The sequence below is a fragment of the Exiguobacterium acetylicum DSM 20416 genome (genome assembly GCF_000702605.1).
GTDB lineage: Bacteria > Bacillota > Bacilli > Exiguobacteriales > Exiguobacteriaceae > Exiguobacterium_A > Exiguobacterium_A acetylicum.
Map to the genome: position 1 here is coordinate 1,448,641 of NZ_JNIR01000001.1, position 18,660 is coordinate 1,467,300.

Consider the following 18,660-nt stretch of genomic DNA (forward strand, 5'->3'; position numbering starts at 1 on the left):
CTCCCTTCTCCCGTGAAGTCATCCATCCATTCGTTCAACATAGTCGACGAGTTCGTTATCTTCTGGTGTCAACTGGGCAGCGCGACGGAGGAGACGTTGCCCCTCTTCACGCCGTCCTTCCTCGACGAGTGCAAATCCATACTCTTTCAAGAAGAGCGCATCTTCCGTGAATGCACCTTCGACTATCGCATAATTCTCCATCGCTTGTGTGTATTCCTCTAAGGCATACAAAGCGCGTGCCCGGTACCATGTCAGAATCGGAGCCGTGACGTGTTCTTCGATGGCAGAGATCGTCTCGATCATCGCTTCGTGGTCCTCGTCTTCAGCTAGTAACGAAAGCAAACGTTCCGCTGCGACGATTGATTCCGGATTCAAGGCAAGTGCTTCACGCAACGCTTGGACGCTTCCTGCGCGATCACCGAGTTTTAGAAGGAACAAGGCTTCCATCGTCCGCAACTCATCATTATAATCGTCGCGCTCCATTCCTTGTTTGATGACGTTCAGCGCTTCTTTCGTCAAACCAAGTTCGGCTTGGCTTTCCGCATATGGTACGTACGCCGACGTATAGTCTGGATCCTGTGCAATCAATTGCTGGAATGTCTCGACCGCTTTTTGATGTTGACCAACACGGTGAGCCGTCATCGCAAGACCAAACAGCGTATGCAGGTCGGAGCGTTCTGCGACAGCACGTTCGTACAGTGGAATCGCATCTTCAAATTGTCCTGTCATCGCGAGCGATTCCGCATAAAGGGCATCGAGAGGCAATTCAGCACGTAACTCTGGACGCTCCGCAATTTCAGCGAATAACGGTACCGCCTGATCAAACGCGCCGAGCGTCATGTAGAGCTCAGCCAAACCGTATGCAAGTAACGGTTCGTCCGGCGCAAGATTACGTGCTTCCTTCAGCTTCGCTAACGCTACTTCGTCAAGACCTTGCGACTGATAAAGGTCCGCAAGTAAAACAAGAGACCGGGGACCATATTCCATGTCCGACGTATCAACCTGCTCGAGGACCGAGATCGCTTCTTCTTCGCGATCCAAATCGATATAACATTCTGCAAGTAACAAGGCAACTCCCGCGTTACCCGCATATTCAACGTAAAGTGGTGCCAAGAGATCGACCGCCCGGTCAGACAATCCGAGTTCGATATAGAGATCGGCAACGGCGAGGCGGTCCTCATCCGTCCCTGTCTTTTCGAGTTTTTCTAATGCTGCTAACGCTTCTGAGGTGTGACCATGTTCTAATTCTTCGATGATGCCATTCAATAGTTGTTCATTCAAGGCAAACGCCCCACTTTCTGTCATCCGCCTATTGCTTACTCAGATTGGTCGGATTGAAGTTTCTTTAAATCATCATAGAACGTTGGATAGCTGACTTCAACTACTTCGCGTCCATGAACCATAATTTCCGGATTGATCGTCGCTGCGATCGTTAACATCATCGCGAGCCGGTGATCACCTGCACTGTCGACTTCCGCTGCTTGCAAAGATGTCGGTCCTTCGATGATCATGCCGTCATCCGTCGCCTCGATGTTCGCCCCAAGACGCTGTAATGCCGTCACGACCGTCTCGATCCGGTCCGTTTCCTTGACACGAAGCTCTTCCGCATCGCGAATGATCGTTCGTCCTTCCGCTTGCGTCGCAAGTAAAGCGAGTAACGGGATCTCATCAATCAAGGATGGAATCTGATCCCCTTCGACGGTGATTGCTTGTAACGATGTCGTCTCGACGGTCACATCTGCCGTCTCCTCTCCACCGTCTTCTGAGCGATGATTGATTTCGACACTTGCACCCATCTGTCGTAACGTCTGTAAAAAACCGATCCGTGTCGGATTCATCAAGACGTGGGTCGTCGTGATGCGACTATCCTGACCGATTGCTGCTGCCGTCCACCAAAACGCTGCTGACGATGGATCCCCTGGAATGTCCAGTGACGTCGCGTGTAAGCGTACAGGACCCTGTACACGAATGTGCCGACCATCCTCGCGTTCATCGATTGTTACGTCAACGCCGAACTGTGGCAGCATCCGTTCTGTATGATCGCGTGACAGGACCGGCTCAATGACAGTCGTCTCACCCGTCGCATGCAGACCTGCGAGCAACATGGCACTTTTCACTTGCGCACTTGCAACTGGCAATGTATACGTCGTTCCGACAAGCGGCGTTCCTGTGATATGAAGTGGTGCCGTCTCACCTGTGATGTTCGCTCCAAATAAGGCAAGCGGTTCCGTGATCCGTTTCATCGGACGTCTTCGCAAGGAAGCATCGCCATCGAGCGCATAAGCCGCTTGACCGCCTGCTAGGATACCGCTCAAGAGACGAATCGTCGTCCCCGAGTTTCCGCAATCGATCGTCGCTTCTTGGAACGTATCCGTTCCGGTGATCCGAATTTCCTCTGGTGTTCGATCGATCTGCGCACCAAGCGCCTGCATCGCTTCTAGTGAAGCGAGACAATCAGCTCCTTCAAGCGCATTTCCGACACGTGTTGTTCCCTCGGCAATTCCACCGAACAGGAAAGCACGGTGCGTCATTGATTTATCGCCTGGTACTTGTACAGTTCCTCTTAAGCCCATTCTAAACACCTCACTGTTTGATTGAATGCTTGGCGCAATCGTTCTTCGCTCATCGCTTCTAAAATGAAGCGTCCTTCTTTTTCAAGGACGAATCGAATCGTTGCTTGGTGGTTCTTCTTGTCGCGACGCATCAGTTCGAGATAGGTCTCAAACGATTGTCGATCTGGCAATTCCGTTCCGAGACGGTGGAGCAATTGCCCGAGCTGCTTCGCCTGTCCGTCATTTCCTTCCAAGAACTTGACGAAGACGAGTCCGATCCCTACGGCCTCGCCATGCGACAGACCCAGACTCGCATATTCAACGGCATGACCGAATGTATGTCCATAATTCAAGAAGGCACGCATCCCTTGCTCCGTCTCATCTTGTTCGACGATATCCCGTTTCACATTAATCCCTCGTGCGAGCCAGTCTTCTAAATCGAGTCCTTTAACAGTATCCAGCGAAACATTGAGTAACGAATCCGCAAATGATGGTCGCGAAAGGAACCCATGCTTGACTAACTCAAAGAAGCCACTTCTCCATTCCCGGTCTGGTAATGTCTGAAGGAGCGTTAAATCATACACGACACCACTCGGCTGATAAAATGCACCGACTAAGTTTTTACCAAGGGAGAGGTTGAGACCAACCTTTCCACCAACACTTGAATCATGCGCTAACAGTGTCGTCGGAATTTGAATGAACGGGATGCCGCGCAAAAAGGTTGCCGCGACGAATCCCGCTAAATCCCCAATCATACCACCACCGAACGCAAGGATAAGGCTACGGCGTGTCATCCCATACCGAATTCCTTCTTCAAGTAGAGCGCCGTATACGGCAAGCGACTTACTGTTCTCCCCAGGCGCAACGGTGCTGATGTGAACATCGATCGATGGTGATACATCCGCTAACGCAGCCTGCAATCGATTCATTTGCAAATGATGTACCGTTTCATCCGTGATGACCCAGATGCGGTCCGCCTTGTTTAGCGCTGAAAGATGCGATAACCGGGCTAATGCCCCATTTCCGACAAATACGGGATATGACGTTTTCAACCGGATATCAAATTCGATCAAAACGTCCGAACCTCCTCTTTATAAGCAGCGACGGCAGCCTGAAGACGATCGAGTGTCGATGTCCCGAACATTTCAAGGATAGCAACCGCAATCTCAAACGCGACGACGGCTTCTAGGACAACCGATGCGGCTGGAACGGCACAGGCATCACTTCGCTCGATTTGAGCCGTGAATGCTTCCTTCGTCTCGATATCGACTGATTGCAGTGGACGATAGAGTGTCGGAATCGGCTTCATCGCGATTTGGACGCGAATCGGCATGCCTGTCGACATCCCACCTTCGATTCCACCTAGATGATTCGTCCGCCGATGATATCCGGATGCATCATGAACGATTTCATCTTGGACGGTACTTCCCTTGCGACGACCAAGTTCATACCCGTCACCAAAACCGACTGATTTCATCGCGTTGACACTGATGACAGCTTGTGCAATCCGGCTGTCGAGCTTTAGATCGTTTTGGGTGAAGGACCCGACGCCAGGCATCATGCCCGTCACGACGACTTCGATTTCACCGCCGAGTGTATCCCCTTCTTTTTTAGCCGCATCGATTTCCTCCATCATCCGTTGTCCAGCCATCTCATCTGCACAACGAACGGGTGAAGCATCAATCGTTTCCTGATGTTCGACGGGATCCTTCCACGGTGCATCGATTCCACCAATCGACCGTACGTGCGAGAACACTTCAATTCCGAGTTCATTCAGTAATTGTTTAGCGAAGGCACCGACCGCTACACGTGCTGCTGTCTCACGAGCGGAAGAACGTTCTAGCACATCGCGTAAGTCGCGATGACCGTACTTCAATCCACCAACGAGATCCGCATGTCCGGGACGTGGACGCGTCAACGTTCGCGGGCGCTCCAACTGTTCTTCGAGCGGTTCTGCTTGCATGACTTGTGTCCAGTGCGTATGATCCTTATTCTCGATGAACAAACTGATCGGTGATCCCGTCGTGTACCCGTGACGAATCCCGCCACGTGCATCGATTTGATCTTGTTCGATTTGCATCCGTCGTCCGCGTCCGTATCCCCCTTGGCGACGTGTCATTTCACGCTGGATGGCTTCAAAATCAATCGTGAGTCCTGCCGGCATCCCATCGATGATGACGGTCAACCCTTTTCCGTGTGATTCTCCTGCTGTCATGTAACGCATTCGCTTCATCCCTTCCTGTTCAACCGATTTTTTCGTAAAAGAAGCTCTGTTTCATCTTTAATCCAAACCGTTCGGGTTGGAAAATTTGTTCCGTTCCACCAACGAATAGGATTCCGCCTGGCTTTAAGGCCTCGACGAACGAACGATAGACGTGTGCTTTTGCTTCTTCTGTAAAATAAATTAGTACGTTGCGGCAGATGATTAAATCAAACCCCGTATCGTACCGGTCTCCTAACAGATTATGTTTACTGAAACGAACGAGTCGTTTGATTTCCGGAACGACTTCGAACGTTTGCTCTTGCTCGATGAAGTATTGCTTTTTACGCGCTTCGACGACTTCATTCAATGCAGAAGCTCCGTATCGACCAAGCTTGGCTTTTTCAAGGACGAGTTCATCCAAATCTGTTGCTTGAATCGTAAAGGCGGACGGATCGAGCCGTTCACTTAAAATCATCGCGAGGGAGTACGGTTCTTCTCCGGTCGAACAAGCTGCGCTCCACGTCCGGATTCGTCCATGTGCTCGCGACTCTAGGATCGGTAAGATATCTTGTTCCAATTGTTGCCAACGAATCGGATTACGGAAAAATTCACTGACATTGATCGTCATCCGATCTAAAAATTCGTCGTATAACGATGTGTCCTTATCCATTGCCTGCATATAAGAAGCAAATGTACTGTATCCTTTTTTATCACGTAACGCCGTCAATCGCCGTTTCATCTGTGCTTCTTTATACTGACCGAGATCAATCCCTGATTTGGTCTTGAATCGTTGAATAAAAAGTTCATAATCTTGCAATTGGCACACCTCACTCACTCTCGATATCGAATGGTCATCTCCATGACCGGTTCAACTTATTTTCTATAGTAGCATAAAGCTATAGGCATTCCAAAAAGCAATTAGACAATTGGGTCATTCCGTTTTACAAGAACACGACAAAAGGGATTCGATCAAATCGAATCCCCTCCCCGTTGTCTTTCCATTCATTTATTACGCGTTGACTGGCTGTCCTTGAAACCAGAGGGAAAGCTCACGCTCCGCACTCTCGACACTATCTGAACCATGGATGACGTTTTCACTCATCGTGTTCGCGAAATCACCACGAATCGTTCCAGGTGCTGCTTCAAGTGGTTTTGTTTTCCCGATCATCAAACGAGAAACAGCGACGACGTCTGCACCCTCGACACGAAGTGCAACGACAGGACCCGATGTGAGGAAAGTGACCAACTCTCCAAAGAACGGTTTTTCCGCATGCTCTTCGTAATGTGCTTTTGCGAGCTCTTCTGTGACGTTCATCATTTTCATTTCACGAATGATGAATCCTTTGCGTTCGATCCGTCCAATGATTTCCCCAATCAATCCACGTTCTACGCCATCCGGTTTGACCATCAAAAATGTCTGTTCCATCTCTAGTTCCCCCTATGAAATGCTTTTAGAAAAGCGCTTACATAGTCAGTTTACTGGCTTTTGAGAAGAACAGCAAGAAATTTTTGACAATCTTCATCCTTTTCGTTTTCCAACGTAGCGTGCGACTTCTTCAAGTGAACGCTTAGCTGAGGATTTAGGTAAGGGTTCAAGACGTTTGATGGCACGGTGGATATAATGATCGACTGTTTGTTGCGTTCGTTCAAGAGCTCCTGAAGTTTGAAGAAACGATAATAAGGGTGCGACTTCTTCATGTGTTGGCATACTCTCAATTTTTGAAAGACGTTCATAAAAGACAGCATCTTCTGCACCATAAAAGACAGGTAACGTTTTGTGTCCATGACGCAAATCCTCTGCTACTGGCTTACCAAGTTCTGTGCGATTCGCGGTGAAATCAAGTAAATCGTCAGCAATTTGAAAAGCGAGTCCGATATCTCGTCCAAACAACCGTAACGCTTTCGTATCGGCTGCAGAACAGTTCGCAACAATTGCACCCAGGTGGCAACTCGCTTCGATGAGAATGGCGGTTTTTCGTTCAATCCGTTTGATGTAGCGCTTAATCGACTGTTCCCAATCATATTGGTCGTAGATTTGTTCAATCTCACCTTCACAAATTTCACGCATCGTATGGACCATCACTTGGACAAGTTCCGGCTTTCCGACTTCACCGATCAACCGAATCGCCTCTCCAAACAAATAATTCCCGGAATACAATGCTACTTCTTCATCGAAATATTGCATGACGGTCGGTTTTCCTCGTCGTAGTTCCGCATCATCAATGACATCGTCATGAACAAGTGACGCCATATGGACAAGTTCAAGACTTGCCGCCACACGAATCAGCTCATCCCGATCTGCCTCACCGAATTTAGACGCTAACAATACGAATGCCGGTCGAATCCGTTTTCCACCAGCCTTCAACAGTTGCTTTCCAGCCGCATCGATCGTTGGTTCCTCAGAAGCGATATGACTGATCAGAAAACGATCGACTAAATTAACTTCCTTCGTGACATCACGGTATATGGAATGCAGTGACATCTCACCACTTCTTCCCAAGGTGCATCGCAGCAGCCCCACCCGCGAATGCTTTGACTTCCACTTGCATGAAGCCTGCCTGTTCGAAGAGTTGTTTCAGTTCGACGCGGTCGAGGAACACTTCCGTCGATTCTTGTAGCCAGTTGTATTGATCGTATGATTTCGCAAGCAATCGCCCGACCTGAGGCATGATTTTCCCGAAGTACAATGAATATGCTTCGCGGAAAAGTGGCGCAGTCGGTTGACTCGTCTCGAGACAGACGACCGTTCCACCTGGTTTTAAGACACGATGCATCTCTTTGATGACTTGTAGATAATCCGGTACGTTGCGTAGACCAAAACCAATCGTCACATAATCGAACGAGTTATCACCGAACGGTAGATCCATCGCATTTCCGTGAATCAATTCGATGTTTTTCATATCGAGCGCTTCTACCTTCTCGACGCCGACTCTCAGCATGTTTTCTGAAAAATCAAGTCCTTTGATGACCCCTGTCGGACCGGCTGCTTTCGCCAGTTGAATCGTCCAGTCCGCTGTCCCACAGCAAAGATCGAGACATTTAGCGCCTGGGAAGACTTGCATCCGGCGCATCGTCTCGCGTCTCCATAGTTTATGCAGTCGGAAGCTGATGACTGAATTCATTTGATCATAGTTCGTTGATATCGATTGAAACACTTCATATACTTTTTTTTCTTTATCTTTTGCCTGCACACCGCTCACCCTTTCCAAGATCTTATGCTACCGCCATCTGCTCGAGATGCGATAACAGTAATTTCTGTGCGACCAGATCCAATTGTTCTGCCTGTTGTTGAATGATCTGTCGCCCCTGTCGTGTCAGCCATTCTCGTTTCGTGATTGCCGCGAGTCCTTGCATTAATCCGAACTCTGCTGTCAACCATAAGAGAACCCGTTCTTCCGTCGATGCATAATTCATTTCGTGAAGGGCACACTTTGCCTCGTTGACCCGTTGAATTGTCCGTCCGAGTGAAACGAGAACCTCTTTTGGTAACCCAGCTAGCTGTTCGAAAAAGTAGCTCGAGAATAAATCCCCCGCTAATACAAGCAACTGTCGCTCCTTCGAACCGCGTAGCGTTTCATTGACACGCTCATGCAGACGTAGCGCTACTTGTGCGAAATGTATCGCTTTGACGAGTGCTTCCGTATCCAGCGTGTCATGTTGAGCGACATCAATCAACCAACTGATCTGTTCACGATCGATGGAAGGGAAATCCACATGTCGAGCCAATCGTGTCGTTTGTTTAGTGGTGAGTGCAGTGATGATTTCATCCACGCGCAGCTCATGTTGTTCCATGCTTTTACCCCCCGATCTCCAGTGCCATCTCGTTGATGGACGTTCTTCTTTTTTAATATACCATAATCGGCGGGCTTTCACGCTTCTGAATGTCCACAAAAAAGCCGCCCGAGAAAATCTCGGGCGACTATGTAGCCGGATTACTTCACAGCATCTTTCAATGCTTTACCTGGTTTGAAGGCAGGTACTTTGCTTGCTGGAATCTCGATATCTTCTTTTGTACGTGGGTTGCGACCTTTACGGGCTGCACGCTCACGGACTTCGAAGTTACCAAATCCAATCAATTGGACTTTCTCTCCAGACTGAAGTGTCTCAGTGATCGATTCGAATGTTGATTCAACAACTTTCGTCACGTCTTTTTTTGTAAGACCTGATTTTTCGACAACTGCTTGAATGAGTTCAGTTTTGTTCATTACTTTCACCCCCTCCCAATCACTTCTTCGAGGGTAATCATACCCCATAAACGTTGCTATTACAACATTTTCGTGTAAATAACGTTCAATTTTCAGATTCTTCGCTCGATTCCTCTGAAAACACAGGTTCGCCTTTTTCGTTTATCGTGTAGCTTTGAGAATAGGCAGGAACAAAAGGTTGATCTTCATAGAGCAAATACCGAATATCCTGACCGACTTTCGGCTTTTTCTTCGCAGTTTGAACAGCTTTCTTCAACTCAGGTAAATAGTTGATGAAGAGGCGTCCTTGACCATCGACATAGATCGACAACTTTTCATCTGAATACGGACTTGGGACGGTCGGTTCTTTTTTGATGAATAGTTTTTTATAGTCAAGCGTAAACTGGTTTTTTCCGAACGATCCTTTAAACGGATACTTTTCGTTCTTCTTCCGATACGCATCAATCCGGACTTGGAGCTTCTGTAACTCTTCTGCAACAAGTAAGTCCATCAACTTAACAGTCGGTTTCGTATCGACATCAACTAACAAGTAGATGAATGTTCCGCCACCTTCAAAACTGTTTGATGGTGGATCACTCATATAACGCGGAATGAGCCGCCCTAATTCGATTTGATAACGCTCCATGAGCGGAGTATCTGCTTCCATCGTCTTGATTGGCAAAACACCCGTGTCTTTTTGATACGCATCGACAGCATCCTGTACGGTACGTAACTGTTGCGGATACGGTACGCGGTTCGACGGTTTCTGACTGTCTGGAAACAGACAACCCGATAACAACGTCACCGGAATGAGCATGAGGATGACGAACCACTTCTTCATGCGCTTGGCCCCGCCATGACGATGAACACCATGATGATCGACGCAACGATGAAACATACGAATGCCAAAGTCGATACGAGAACCTGCCATATCCCTTTCAACTTCGTCCGACTGACTGTGACCAGCAAGACACTGATCGCAAAGAGTCCAATGCCAGCGAACGAGATCCACATTTTTATTAATCCTGGACTCAAGGTTTCCACCCCACTCCGTTAATCTTTCGTCGTGAAGAGATGCTCGATCTCATTTTTCTGTGGTCGTTGCATCAACTTTTTGACTTCTTCTTCCGGTGTATGACCGTCAAAGAGAACATGGTAGAGGGCAGAAGTGATTGGGAGTTCACACTGTTTCGTCTCCGCCAAATCATATGCCGCTTGGGTTGCACGAACACCTTCGACGACCATTCCCATGTTTTCTAGCACCGTCTCTAACTTTTCACCGCGACCGATGGCATTCCCCGCACGCCAATTTCGACTATGAACCGATGTACAAGTAACAATCAAGTCACCCATTCCCGTCAATCCAGTGAACGTCATTGGGTTAGCTCCAAGCATCGTACCGAGACGGGCGATTTCAACCATTCCACGCGTAATCAATGCTGCTTTGGCATTGTCCCCGTAACCGAGACCATCCGTCATACCTGCGGCAAGCGCAATGATATTTTTGAGCGCCCCACCAAGTTCGGCTCCAATGATATCCGCATTTAGATAGACGCGGAAGTTTTCATTCGTAAACAGCTCCTGTACACGACCAGCCTCTTCTAAATCATCCGATGCAATGGTCACTGTCGTTGGTTTACGTAACGCGACCTCTTCGGCATGCGAAGGACCCGTCAAGACACAAACCGCCTTGCGTTTCGCAGGATCGACCTCTTCTTCGATTAATTCTGACAACCGAAGATGGGTCTTTGGCTCAATTCCTTTTGATGCATGAATCAGAACGACTGGTTCCGTCAACAAGTCATTCAATTGTCGGGAAACCGAACGAATCGCAGAGGACGGTGTGACAATCAAGATATGTGTTGCACCTTCAACCGCCACTTTAAGATCCGTCGTCGCCTTCAATGATTGTGGTAACATAACCCCCGGCAAAAATTGCGCATTTTCATGATGTTCATTGATGCGGTCGACGTTTGTTTGTTCACGACCGTAAAGCATGACTTCCTGATCATTATCGGCTAGAACGAGCGAGAGCGCTGTTCCCCAGCTTCCCGCTCCGATGACAGCGATTTTGGTCATACTGACTCACCTCATTATTGTTTTTGACGAGCTAAAATCCGGATTGGTGTACCTGTAAAATCAAATGCTTCCCGAATCCGATTCTCAAGATATCGTTTATAAGAGAAGTGCAGCAATTCTGGATCATTGACGAACAAGACGAACGTTGGCGGACGTGACGCGACTTGAGTCGCATAGTTGATCCGAAGACGAACCCCTTTATCCGTCGGCGCCGGGTTCATCGCAACAGCGTCAACGATGACATCGTTCAAGACGCTTGTCTGAATCCGTTGCGCATGACTGTGCGCTGCTTGTTGAATGACTGGTAACAACGTCTGCAAACGACGTTTAGTTTTCGCTGAGACGAAGACGATTGGTGCGTAGTCAAGGAAACGGAATTCTTCCCGAATCTCTTCTTGCATCTTTTTCATCGTCTTATCATCTTTTTCGACAGCATCCCATTTATTGACGACAATGATGACCGCGCGACCTGCTTCGTGCGCATATCCCGCCACTTTTTTATCTTGCTCGATGATGCCTTCTTCGCCATCAAGCACGACACAGACGACGTCTGCCCGTTCGATTGCTTTTTGAGCACGCATGACGCTGAAACGTTCTGTTGATTCATAGACTTTCCCGCGTTTTCGCATCCCTGCCGTATCGATGATGACGTATTCTTGCTCATCTCGCGTAAACGGTGTATCGATTGCATCGCGTGTCGTACCGGCGATGTTTGAGACGATGACGCGTTCTTCACCGAGAATCGAGTTCGTCATACTTGATTTCCCGACGTTCGGACGACCAATCAAGGCAAACTTGATCGTGCTTTCGTCATATTCTAATTCTTCTTTATCTGGTGCCAGTTCAAGGACACGGTCGAGTAAGTCACCTAGACCAAGACCATGCGTACCAGAAATCGGGAACAAGTCTCCGAATCCAAGGGAGTAAAATTCATACATTAAATCACGCATTTCAAAGTTATCGACTTTGTTGACAGCTACGACGACTGGTTTGTTCGAACGGAACAACATGTTCGCGACTTCCTCATCCGCTGCTGTGATTCCTTCGCGTCCGTTCACCATGAAAATGATGACATCCGCTTCATCAATGGCGAGCTCCGCCTGATGACGCATCATTTGAAGTAGGGGCTCATCCCCGACTTCGATTCCACCTGTATCAATCAAATGAAAATGACGATTCAGCCATTCTCCAGTTCCGTAAATACGGTCGCGGGTAACGCCTGGCTTGTCTTCTACGATTGAAACCCGATCTCCAATCACCCGGTTAAAAATCGTCGACTTTCCGATATTTGGGCGACCTACGATCGCCACGACTGGAATTGCCATCCCAACACCTTCTTTCTCTTCTCTCGCTTCATAGCCGTTCTATTGTATCAAATCAAACTGTCATATACCATAACAAACCGCATATAAAAAGCGGACACGCTTGTGTCCGCTTTGTGTCATTGCTTATTCTTTCTGATCAGAATCGTCCTCAGTCAAGTCAGCGACCGAGAATCCTTCTGATTGATTCGTATAATCCGAGTAATCGTCAGCGGATGATTCTTCCTCTTCAAGAACACGTGTTGATAGCGAAATCTTATGCTCGTCAAGACGCACTTCTAGTACTTTCGCCTCGATTTCCTGTCCTTCTTCGAGTACTTCCGAAGGTGAACCGATATGACGGTTCGCGATTTGCGAAATGTGCAAAAGTCCTTCTACTTGCGGCGCAAGTTCGATGAAGGCCCCGAACTGGACGAGACGACGCACACGCCCTTTGACGATATCGCCAGCTTCGATCTTCCCTTCCATCTGTTGCCATGGACCAGGTTGTGTTTCCTTGATCGATAACTTGACTTTTTCCGTATCACGGTCGACACCAAGTACTTTGACTTCGACTTTTTGACCTTCCGTGACGATATCCGAAGGACGTTCGACACGGTGGTGTGCCATCTCCGAGATATGAACGAGACCGTCGACGCCACCGATATCAACGAAAGCACCAAAGTCCGTTAAACGTTGGACTGTACCTTCGAGGATTTGACCTACTTCTAAATTTTCGAGTGTCTCTTTTTTCTTCGCGTTCAATTCGCCTTCAACGACAGCTTTGTGCGAGAGAATGACACGGTTCTTCTCTTGATCGAGTTCAACGACCTTGACTTCGATCGAACGACCGATATAATCCGAGAAATCTTCGACATAATGCCGTTCGACGAGTGACGCCGGAATGAATCCGCGGACACCGATATCAACGACGAGTCCACCTTTGACGATGTCCTTGACGACAACTTCAAAGATCTCACCTGATTTATACTTTTCTTCTACTTGCTCCCACGCTTTGAGCGCGTCGATTTCTCGTTTCGAGACGACGACCTCTTCATCCGTGATTTTCTTGACCTTCACTTGTAGTTCATCTCCGACGTTCAGCACGCCACGAATATCATCGAGATGAAGACTCGATACTTCGCTGATCGGTAAGATGGCTTCTGTTTTATATCCGATATCAATGAGTGCTTGCTTGTCTTCAATTTTCACGACCATTCCGGTAACTACCTGGTCCCGATGAATTTCAAAATCAGGCATATCTTTCATTTCTTCGACCATTCCAAAACAACCTCCTCACGATGAGTACAAGAAACGCCTGACACATGTCAATGCGTTTATCCTGCTTCTAACTTCTTACAATTCTGACTATTTGTCAAGGTATTAAGCGTGATTGAAGTAGACGGATTTGATTTCGTCCATGATTCGGTCAGAAATCGCTTTCGCTGCCCCCCGCTGGTCACGTAAATCCGAAATATCAACCGGTTTTCCGACCGCGACGTGCATCCGTTTGAACGGACGATAAGATCCGATGATGGCAATCGGTAAAATCTGAGCATTCGATCGTAACGCAAAGAACCCAACTCCTGGTTGTGCTGCTGTAAATTCACCTGGTTCGGAACGTGTTCCTTCTGGGAAAATACCGACCGTCTCATCTGAATTCAATAGTTCAATCGTCCGTTTTAAAGCTTGACGATCTCCTTGACCGCGACCGACAGGATATGTTCCTGCTGCAATCATTAATTGTTTCAAGGCAGGAACTTTGAACAGTTCTTCTTTTGCCATGTAACGAACCGCACGTTTTGGCGGAATCGCGCTGACGAGGAAAACCGGGTCCCAGTTCGAGCTGTGATTGGCACAGACGAGTAAGGAACCGTCTTTCGGAATATTTTCTTGCCCTGTCACTTTCAATCGGAAGACAGTTTTCGCAATGACCCAGACGACAAACCGCGCAATCCGGTAAACGGTATCTTGACGTTTCATTTTAGGACACCCTCTGCTAGTTCCATCAAGCGGACAACGACTTCATCGATCGTCATCTCTGTCGTATCGAGATATAGCGCATCGTCAGCTTGACGCAATGGCGAGACTTCACGCTCACTGTCGCGCTTATCGCGTAGTGCGATCTCTTCTTGAAGAACCGTGATGTCACTGTCCATCCCACGCGCGATGTTTTCGCGGTGTCTTCGAGCAGCACGTTCTTCCACAGTTGCCGTCAAAAAGACTTTTAATTCTGCATCCGGCAATACGACTGTGCCGATATCACGCCCATCCATGACGATCCCACCGCGTTCAGCTAATTTCCGCTGTGCTGTGACGAGTGCAGCCCGGACTTCTTTTTGACGAGCGACGAACGAGACATTATTCGTGATTTCGATGGAACGAATCGCATCCGTCACTTCGCGATCACCAATAAAGACACGTTGCCCGTTTTCACCTGGTGTTAAACGAATATCAAGCGATTTCATTAATTCTCCGAGCACTTCACCATCGTTGAGGTCAAGCGATTGTTCAAGTGCTGCCAGCGTCACAGCTCGGTACATGGCTCCTGTATCGATGTATACATAGTCAAGGCGCGCTGCCAATTGTTTTGCGATCGTACTTTTCCCAGCACCCGCTGGTCCATCTAAAGCAATTTGAATCTTTTTCATCATCCATCCTGTCCTTCCATCTTCCCTATGATTAATAGGGATTCATTCTTCCGAACGTTATCATAGCAAAAAAATGCGGTCAGGTGAATGGATTCATGCCCCTTCTTGAACTTTTCATTTGCATTTGATAACAGTGACGCAATACAAGCTCACGACTTCGGTCGGGAATCATCGTAAATTGGAAAGCTAATTCGTATCGTTCTTCGCGCCGATCAATTCGGACGAGTTCAGCGACGACGTCTAGTGTACTTGATACACCCTCACCAGTAGGCAAAATGAATGTCATTTCCACCTCTTCCTCTTTTTGAACCGGTAATTGATCCGACAAGATCATCATCCCTCCAGCCGATAGATCGAGCGTCACAGTCGTAAACGGCTCGAAATGTGTTTTATGAGGGTGTACAGCGACATCGAGTATTTGCGGTACTCGGACGAACTGACGTCGTTGGATGCGTTCGATTTGATCATCCTTCGGTCGTTTCAAAGCATATCGTTGACCGCGAAGTGGATCATTTTGTCGTTCAACGACGACCGTATCAAATCCAAATAATTTGCCCTTCTCCTTAAAGAAATAAAAGGACACTTCTTCTTGCTCTGACAAGATGAATGTCTTCAGTGTCGCGACCTCACTCGGTGCTTCAATCCAAATCAATCGATTCGTCACGGCCGTCACCTTTGAGCGACCTTGTCGATCCTCACTATTCGAAAGCATTACCAAATCCCCAATTTCCATCATACTACTTCGCTCCTACTCTCTATTCGATGCCATCTGAATGTTGTTTTTTTCGTTTGAATCGCCGATTTAAACGATTGGCACCTCGTACTTGAAATAATCCAATCGTCCATAGGATGACCATGAAGACGATTGGCAAAAAAGATATACCACCATTTTCCAATATTAACAAATTAAATAAGATATGCGCAAATACCGGAAGCGCAATCGAGAGGGACAACCAGCGATAAGGATGAGGCGAGAATTTCGCCATGCCCATGAAGAATCCCATGATGACCGCAAACAAAGCATGACCAGATACTGGTAAGAGTGCACGGAACAGCATATGTTCGACTGTTCCATTCACCATCAGATATAAAATATTCTCAAGCGTTGCGAACCCAAGTGAACAGGCTACCGCGTAGATGATCCCGTCGTAATAATCATTAAACCGTTGATGGATATAGACCGTATAAAAGACGACAAACCATTTGGCGAATTCTTCCGTGATAGCTGTTCGAATCAACTGTACCTCTTCACGCCCACCAAACTCTGTCTGGACGATATAGTCGATGAACATCAAGGGAAAGACAAGTAAAATACCGAAAATGAAACTTCGAAGAATATAGCCGACTGGCTCCGATTCATGTTCGTGACGTAGATAAAAATAAGTTAGGAGTGCGATGCCTGGGGCAACTCCGGAGAAAACGATTTGAACCACGCTTCCTCTCCCCCTTTCTTCCTCATTTATAAGAATAAAGGTTTCTTGGAAAAAAGAAAACGTCCTCGTTGTTTCAGGAGGGAAAAAGGTTACAATATGTGAGAACGAATTGAATCCGCTATAGAAAGTAGGTGAAGGTCTTCTGTCTGTAGACAAGGACCCTTTAGCATGAAATCATTATTACTCATTCATACGGGTGGAACGATTGCCATGGCACAGGATCATTCTGGTCATGTCTTACCAAATGATATCAATCCACTCGACGCTTCACTCCCGCGAGCAACAGATATCGCCAACATCACGACGCGTCACTTTGCCAATTTGCCTTCTCCTCATATGACACCTGACATCATGTTGCGTCTAGCCCATTTCATCGAGAGTGAGCTAACAAAGGAACATTACGATGGCGTCGTCATCACCCACGGAACGGACACACTGGAAGAGACGGCTTATTTTTTGCATTTGACGCTTGGTGCACCCGTTCCAATTGTTTTGACAGGAGCCATGCGTTCTTCTAATGAGGTCGGATCCGATGGTGAGTTTAATCTGATTACGGCACTTCGTGTCGCTGTCAGTGAAGCTGCGCGCGGAAAAGGTGTCCTCGTCGTCTTCAATGGGGAAATTCATTCGGCATTCAACGTCACAAAAACGCATACGTCATCCGTCGATACGTTCAAATCCGTTCATTTCGGAAATCTTGGGATGGTAACGAAGGATCATGTCTACTTATTCAATACACCGCTTTTAAAACAAACACATATGGTGACTTCGCTCTCAAAACGGGTCGCCGTTCTCAAAGTCTCTGCCGGTATGGAACCCGACTTATTACTTGCTGTGAAACAGCTCGGTTATGATGGACTCGTCCTTGAAGTCCTTGGTCAAGGAAACGTACCACCGAGTATCGTGGATGCCATCGCTGAATTGATTACCGTCATGCCGATCGTCATCGTCAGTCGCTGTTTCAACGGAATCGTTCAAGACGTCTACGGATATACGGGTGGAGGACAACAATTAAAAGAACTCGGCGTCATTTTCTCGAATGGACTGAATTCACAAAAAGCGCGGCTTAAACTGATGGTCGAACTCGAAATCAATGCCTCACAACTAGAACTCGAAGAATCATTTCGCGTTGAATAAATGAAAAAAACCTCTTGATTCGGAAATTTATTTTCCAAATCAAGAGGTTTTGTTTAGGCTTGTATCGATGCACCACGTAACCGTTCAACGAGATGGTTTGCAATGTTCGCACCGTGAAAACGTCCATTTTCAATGAATATTTTATTGGCGTCATATCCTGCTGCCACGACACCTGCGATATAGATGCCCGGGACATTCGATTCCATCGTCTCTTCGTCATGACTCGGAATACCGGTCTCGCGATCAATCGTGATGCCTGTGTCAGCGAACAAACCGACGTCTGGCGTGTATCCGGTCATCGCAAATACAAAATCAGCACGGACGGTTCGTTTGTCTCCATCTATTTGATAAACGACCTCTTGTTCCGTGATTTCTTCGATCGTCGCCTCAAAAATCATCTTGACCTTTTCCGAACGAACGAGAGATTCGAAGTTCGGCAACACCCATGGTTTGATGGATGGACTATACTCCGGTCCACGGTAAAGGACGGTCACACGTGCTCCCGCTTTTTCAAGTTCAATCGCTGCATCAACGCTCGAATTTTTCCCACCGATGACGACGACATCTTGATCAAAATACGGATGTCCTTCCGTAAAGTAGTGCGAGACATGAGGTAATTCCTCTCCAGGAACATCCATTCGGTTCGGTAAACCATAATAACCTGTCGCAAGCACGACGGAACGAGCTTCTCGGCTTCTTTTTTCCCCGGAACGCTCCGAGTGGATGATAAAATGATCCGCTTGACGTTCAATCCGCTCGACCGTCTCAAACGGACGAATCGTCAATTGTTTTCGTTTGACGACTTCTCGATAATAGACGAGCGCGTCGAGACGTCGTGGCTTTAATTCTTTATTGATGAACGGTATACCACCAATTTCTAACTTCTCACTACTTGAAAAGAACGTTTGATGCGTCGGATAACGATAAATCGCTTCGACGATATTTCCCTTTTCGAGCACTTCGACGTCTAGTCCCCGATCTTGCATTTCGATCGCTGCCGATAACCCACATGGGCCTGCACCGATTACGATACAATCTAACATTCGAATATCTCCTCTTCCGGTTGCTTTTTTTATATCTTAGCAAATCTCTACCATAGACGAAAGAAATTGCAATGCAA

The 18,660-nt window shown here is 47.5% G+C and carries 21 protein-coding genes; 1 reads left to right on the top strand and 20 read right to left on the bottom strand.

Annotation, left to right across the window (positions count from 1 at the left end):
* Positions 1–18 precede the first annotated feature (18 nt).
* From P401_RS0107920 to prsW, 19 genes are all read right to left on the bottom strand, one after another.
* Positions 19–1,305 (bottom strand): tetratricopeptide repeat protein, encoded by a 1,287-nt coding sequence (locus P401_RS0107920; protein WP_231925633.1) that lies wholly within the window; start codon positions 1,303–1,305, stop codon positions 19–21.
* Between the two features lie 11 nt (positions 1,306–1,316).
* On the bottom strand, positions 1,317–2,573 hold the full coding sequence (gene aroA / locus P401_RS0107925) for a 3-phosphoshikimate 1-carboxyvinyltransferase (protein ID WP_029342005.1): 1,257 nt from the start codon (positions 2,571–2,573) through the stop codon (positions 1,317–1,319).
* Positions 2,564–3,625, bottom strand: a complete 1,062-nt coding sequence (aroB, locus tag P401_RS0107930; RefSeq protein WP_029342006.1) for a 3-dehydroquinate synthase — start codon at positions 3,623–3,625, stop codon at positions 2,564–2,566. Before aroB ends, aroA begins: the two co-directional genes overlap by 10 nt.
* Positions 3,622–4,776 carry a chorismate synthase gene (gene aroC, locus P401_RS0107935; protein WP_029342007.1) on the bottom strand — a complete coding sequence of 385 codons (1,155 nt, stop codon included), beginning with the start codon at positions 4,774–4,776 and terminating at the stop codon, positions 3,622–3,624. Before aroC ends, aroB begins: the two co-directional genes overlap by 4 nt.
* A gap of 19 nt (positions 4,777–4,795) precedes the next feature.
* Positions 4,796–5,572, bottom strand: a complete 777-nt coding sequence (locus tag P401_RS0107940) for a CheR family methyltransferase (protein ID WP_029342008.1) — start codon at positions 5,570–5,572, stop codon at positions 4,796–4,798.
* Positions 5,573–5,764: 192 nt separating this feature from the next.
* Complete coding sequence (ndk, locus tag P401_RS0107945) at positions 5,765–6,181, bottom strand: nucleoside-diphosphate kinase (RefSeq protein WP_029342009.1); 417 nt, start codon at positions 6,179–6,181, stop codon at positions 5,765–5,767.
* A 93-nt stretch (positions 6,182–6,274) separates the two neighbouring features.
* Positions 6,275–7,237: a polyprenyl synthetase family protein gene (locus P401_RS0107950; RefSeq protein WP_023468640.1), complete on the bottom strand. Its 963-nt coding sequence runs from the start codon at positions 7,235–7,237 to the stop codon at positions 6,275–6,277.
* A gap of 1 nt (position 7,238) precedes the next feature.
* Positions 7,239–7,946, bottom strand: coding sequence for a demethylmenaquinone methyltransferase (locus P401_RS0107955; RefSeq protein WP_029342010.1), 708 nt, complete (start codon positions 7,944–7,946; stop codon positions 7,239–7,241).
* Between the two features lie 22 nt (positions 7,947–7,968).
* The gene (locus tag P401_RS0107960; RefSeq protein ID WP_029342011.1) at positions 7,969–8,547 is read right to left on the bottom strand and encodes a heptaprenyl diphosphate synthase component 1; all 579 of its coding nucleotides are present in this window, start codon (positions 8,545–8,547) and stop codon (positions 7,969–7,971) included.
* 140 nt (positions 8,548–8,687) lie between these two features.
* Positions 8,688–8,960, bottom strand: a complete 273-nt coding sequence (locus tag P401_RS0107965; protein ID WP_012370671.1) for an HU family DNA-binding protein — start codon at positions 8,958–8,960, stop codon at positions 8,688–8,690.
* An 85-nt stretch (positions 8,961–9,045) separates the two neighbouring features.
* A complete protein-coding gene (locus tag P401_RS0107970; protein ID WP_029342012.1) occupies positions 9,046–9,780 on the bottom strand; it encodes a hypothetical protein in 735 nt (244 codons plus the stop codon).
* Positions 9,777–9,953, bottom strand: a complete 177-nt coding sequence (locus tag P401_RS18310; RefSeq protein WP_034786022.1) for a DUF2768 domain-containing protein — start codon at positions 9,951–9,953, stop codon at positions 9,777–9,779. The genes P401_RS0107970 and P401_RS18310 overlap by 4 nt, the downstream gene beginning before the upstream one ends.
* A gap of 39 nt (positions 9,954–9,992) precedes the next feature.
* A complete protein-coding gene (locus P401_RS0107980; RefSeq protein WP_029342013.1) occupies positions 9,993–11,018 on the bottom strand; it encodes an NAD(P)H-dependent glycerol-3-phosphate dehydrogenase in 1,026 nt (341 codons plus the stop codon).
* A gap of 14 nt (positions 11,019–11,032) precedes the next feature.
* On the bottom strand, positions 11,033–12,343 hold the full coding sequence (der, locus tag P401_RS0107985) for a ribosome biogenesis GTPase Der (RefSeq protein WP_029342014.1): 1,311 nt from the start codon (positions 12,341–12,343) through the stop codon (positions 11,033–11,035).
* A 123-nt stretch (positions 12,344–12,466) separates the two neighbouring features.
* On the bottom strand, positions 12,467–13,600 hold the full coding sequence (rpsA, locus tag P401_RS0107990; protein WP_023468647.1) for a 30S ribosomal protein S1: 1,134 nt from the start codon (positions 13,598–13,600) through the stop codon (positions 12,467–12,469).
* Between the two features lie 102 nt (positions 13,601–13,702).
* Entirely contained in the window at positions 13,703–14,302 is a 600-nt protein-coding gene (locus tag P401_RS0107995) for a lysophospholipid acyltransferase family protein (protein WP_029342015.1), read from the bottom strand.
* Positions 14,299–14,973 (bottom strand): (d)CMP kinase, encoded by a 675-nt coding sequence (gene cmk, locus P401_RS0108000; RefSeq protein WP_029342016.1) that lies wholly within the window; start codon positions 14,971–14,973, stop codon positions 14,299–14,301. The genes P401_RS0107995 and cmk overlap by 4 nt, the downstream gene beginning before the upstream one ends.
* 76 nt (positions 14,974–15,049) lie before the next feature.
* The gene (locus P401_RS0108005; RefSeq protein WP_029342017.1) at positions 15,050–15,706 is read right to left on the bottom strand and encodes a flagellar brake protein; all 657 of its coding nucleotides are present in this window, start codon (positions 15,704–15,706) and stop codon (positions 15,050–15,052) included.
* A gap of 19 nt (positions 15,707–15,725) precedes the next feature.
* A complete protein-coding gene (prsW, locus tag P401_RS0108010; protein WP_029342018.1) occupies positions 15,726–16,403 on the bottom strand; it encodes a glutamic-type intramembrane protease PrsW in 678 nt (225 codons plus the stop codon).
* 168 nt (positions 16,404–16,571) lie between these two features.
* Here prsW and P401_RS0108015 point away from each other — a divergent pair, with 168 nt between their 5' ends.
* Complete coding sequence (locus P401_RS0108015) at positions 16,572–17,540, top strand: asparaginase (RefSeq protein ID WP_029342019.1); 969 nt, start codon at positions 16,572–16,574, stop codon at positions 17,538–17,540.
* Positions 17,541–17,593: 53 nt separating this feature from the next.
* Here the strand turns inward: P401_RS0108015 and P401_RS0108020 are convergent, their stop codons facing one another.
* Positions 17,594–18,583 (bottom strand): YpdA family putative bacillithiol disulfide reductase, encoded by a 990-nt coding sequence (locus P401_RS0108020; RefSeq protein WP_029342020.1) that lies wholly within the window; start codon positions 18,581–18,583, stop codon positions 17,594–17,596.
* Between the last annotated feature and the right edge of the window lie 77 nt (positions 18,584–18,660).